This window comes from Ilumatobacter nonamiensis YM16-303 (assembly GCF_000350145.1).
Lineage (GTDB): Bacteria > Actinomycetota > Acidimicrobiia > Acidimicrobiales > Ilumatobacteraceae > Ilumatobacter_A > Ilumatobacter_A nonamiensis.
In genome coordinates this window covers 1-2,682 of sequence record NZ_BAOL01000267.1, presented here as the reverse complement: position 1 = coordinate 2,682, position 2,682 = coordinate 1, and the positions used below count along the sequence as shown (strand labels likewise).

The window sequence follows — 2,682 nt, the reverse complement described above, 5'->3', positions numbered from 1 at the left end:
GCGCACGGAGCGCCGGAACTGATCACGAGAACGGAATGGCTGTCAGCGGAGTTCGCTGCCGGCGTCGCGCTCCATCAGCGCCGTGAGGGCGTCCTTCGCCGATCGACCCTCGTGGCAGACGGCGACGACCTGCTCGGTGATCGGCATCTCCACCCCGGCCACCCGGGCGAGGTCGAGCACGCTCGGACAGGACTTCACGCCCTCGGCGACCATGTTCATGCTGTCGACGATCTCGTCGATGGTCTCACCCTCCCCCAACCGCCGACCGACCGTGTTGTTCCGGCTCTGCACCGATGCGCACGTCGCGATGAGGTCGCCCATCCCGGCCAATCCGGAGAACGTGCCCAGCTCACCACCGAGTGCGAGGCCGAGGCGGGTCATCTCGGCGAGACCACGGGTGATCAGCGTGGCCCGCGTATTGTCGCCGAATCCCATCCCGATGCCCATCCCGGCGGCGATCGCGATCACGTTCTTCACCGCTCCGGCGACCTCGCAACCAATCACGTCGGGATTCGTGTACACCCGCAGCGTCGGCCGCGCGAACAAGCGCTGGAGCACACCGGCGATGCGCTCGTCGTCGATGGCCACCACGCTCGCGGCCGGTTGCTCGCGGATGATCTCCTTGGCGAGGTTCGGGCCGGTCATCACCGCCACCGGGTGGCCGGGCATCTCCTCGGCCGTCACTTCGCTCATCCGCTGCTGCGTGTCCCGCTCGAGGCCCTTCGACAGCGTCACGATCGGGACCCAGGGCCGCAGGTGCTCCGCCACGTCCCGGGCGACGTCCCGGTAGCCGTGCGACGGGACCGCCATCACGATCACATCCGACGACCGCACGATCTCCTCCATCGAGCTCGTCGCGGTCAACTGCTCGGGCAACGCGAAGTCGGAGAGGTAACGCGAATTCGTGTGGTGCTCGTTGATCTCGTCGGCGAGTTCGCTGCGCCGCGCCCACAGTCGAGTCGTCGTGTTCGCGCTCGTCAGCGCGGCGACGGTCGTTCCCCACGATCCGGCGCCGATCACGCCGACGGAGATGGCTGGCGGGTTCCTCGTTGTCATGTCCGTCCCGACCGACGCGCTTCAGGAGGTCGACGCATCGCCGATCACCGTAGTGCGAGCTCGCCCGCAGGTACTTCCTACACTCGCCGGGTGGATGTCGCCGTGCTCGTGCCCGTGAAGGCATTCACCCAGGCGAAACAACGGCTCGCCACCGTCCTCGACCCCGACACCCGCGCCCGGCTCGCACGATGGCTGGCGACCGGGGTGATCGAATCGGTCGGAACCACCCCGGTGTTCGTGGTGTGCGACGATCCCGACGTGCGCTCCTGGGCCGAGGACCTCGGTGCGACCGCGCTGTGGACCGCCCGGCTCGGCCTGAACGGCGCCGTCGACGACGGGGTGGGGGCGATCACCGCCGCCGGCTTCGATCATGTCGTGGTCAGCCACGCCGACCTGCCGCTCCCGGTCGGCATCGTCGACCAGGCGCGCTCCGGCACGTCGACGTTCGTTCCCGATCGCCAGCACCAGGGAACGAACGTGATGGCGTTCCCGACCAACGCCCCGATCGCCGCCCGATACGGACCGGGCTCCTTCCGACGACATCACGCGGCGAGTTCCACGGCGGCGACCGAGGTGCGCTTCGATCACCAGCTGTCGATCGACCTCGACACGCCCGCCGATCTCCACCAACCACTCCTGCGAGAGGTGCTTCCGCCATGGCTGCCAACGATCCCGGTCAACCGCTTCATCCATCGACCGAGCTGACGGATTGGTCGCGGAACCTGCCGACACCGGCATCCGCGCTCGCGATCGGCGCGCACCCCGACGATGTCGAGTTCGGCTGCGGCGGCCTGTTGGCCAAATGGGCGGCCGACGGGTGCACCGTCCATCACCTCGTCTGTACGGACGGATCCAAGGGCACGTGGGACGCCGACGTCGACGTGGACGAGTTGGCGGCGCGCCGCCAGGACGAACAGCGCGAGGCCGCCCGGCGCCTCGCCGGAGCGAACGCGGGCGAGGTCCGATTCCTCGGATACGTCGACGGTGAACTCGACAGCGGCCTCGACGCTCGCGGCCGGGTCGCGCTCACGATCCGAGAGTTGCGACCGAGCGTCGTGCTCGGCCACGACCCGTGGAAGCGGTACCGGCTTCATCCCGATCATCGCCACGCCGGCCTCCTCGTATGCGAGGGGATCGTCGCGGCCCGCGATCCACACTTCTTCCGCGAGCATCCCGTCGAACACCATCGCCCCGATGCGCTCCTGCTGTGGGAGGCGGACGAGCCCGATCACGTCGAGGACGTCACCGACTTCGTCGCCACGAAACTCGAGGCACTCGAGGCTCACCAGAGCCAATTCGAGTCGACCATGAAGGCCGTCGACGACGCAGAACTCGACGAGTTCCGCGCCCGGGTCGCCGATCGCCTCGGCCTCCTCGGTGCCCCACACTCGATGCGCGCCGCCGAAGTCTTCACGTTGATCGACGACCTCTAGCCGGACGCGGAACGGGTGACGGCCCGGAAGGCCGTCACCCGTTCATCGTGTTCGTGGGACGGTCAGCGCTTGGCTGCCGCCTTCTTCGCCGGAGCCTTCTTGGCCACGGCCTTCTTCTTCGCAGCTGCTTTCTTCTTGGCCGGAGCCTTCTTGGCCGCCGCCTTCTTCTTGGCAGGCGCCTTCTTCGCGACGG

General features: G+C 68.4%; 3 protein-coding genes. 2 read left to right on the top strand and 1 reads right to left on the bottom strand.

All coding sequences use genetic code 11. The features are described from left to right. Window positions 1-42 precede the first annotated feature (42 nt). Window positions 43-1,056, bottom strand: a complete 1,014-nt coding sequence (locus ON45_RS19330; RefSeq protein WP_040496212.1) for an NAD(P)H-dependent glycerol-3-phosphate dehydrogenase — start codon at window positions 1,054-1,056, stop codon at window positions 43-45. Between the two features lie 90 nt (window positions 1,057-1,146). Between ON45_RS19330 and cofC the strand changes: the two genes are divergently transcribed. Together cofC and ON45_RS19320 are read left to right on the top strand one after the other, a co-directional pair. Continuing rightward, window positions 1,147-1,761, top strand: coding sequence for a 2-phospho-L-lactate guanylyltransferase (gene cofC / locus ON45_RS19325; RefSeq protein WP_040496210.1), 615 nt, complete (start codon window positions 1,147-1,149; stop codon window positions 1,759-1,761). Next, the gene (locus ON45_RS19320; protein ID WP_051063422.1) at window positions 1,713-2,489 is read left to right on the top strand and encodes a PIG-L deacetylase family protein; all 777 of its coding nucleotides are present in this window, start codon (window positions 1,713-1,715) and stop codon (window positions 2,487-2,489) included. Before cofC ends, ON45_RS19320 begins: the two co-directional genes overlap by 49 nt. Window positions 2,490-2,682 lie beyond the last annotated feature (193 nt).

What these genes read in the sequence shown, in the direction of transcription:
- ON45_RS19330 (WP_040496212.1), bottom strand. Translation starts at nt 1,056, where the DNA reads ATGACAACGAGGAACCCGCCAGCCATCTCCGTCGGCGTGATCGGCGCC.
- ON45_RS19320 (WP_051063422.1), top strand. Translation starts at nt 1,713, where the DNA reads ATGGCTGCCAACGATCCCGGTCAACCGCTTCATCCATCGACCGAGCTG.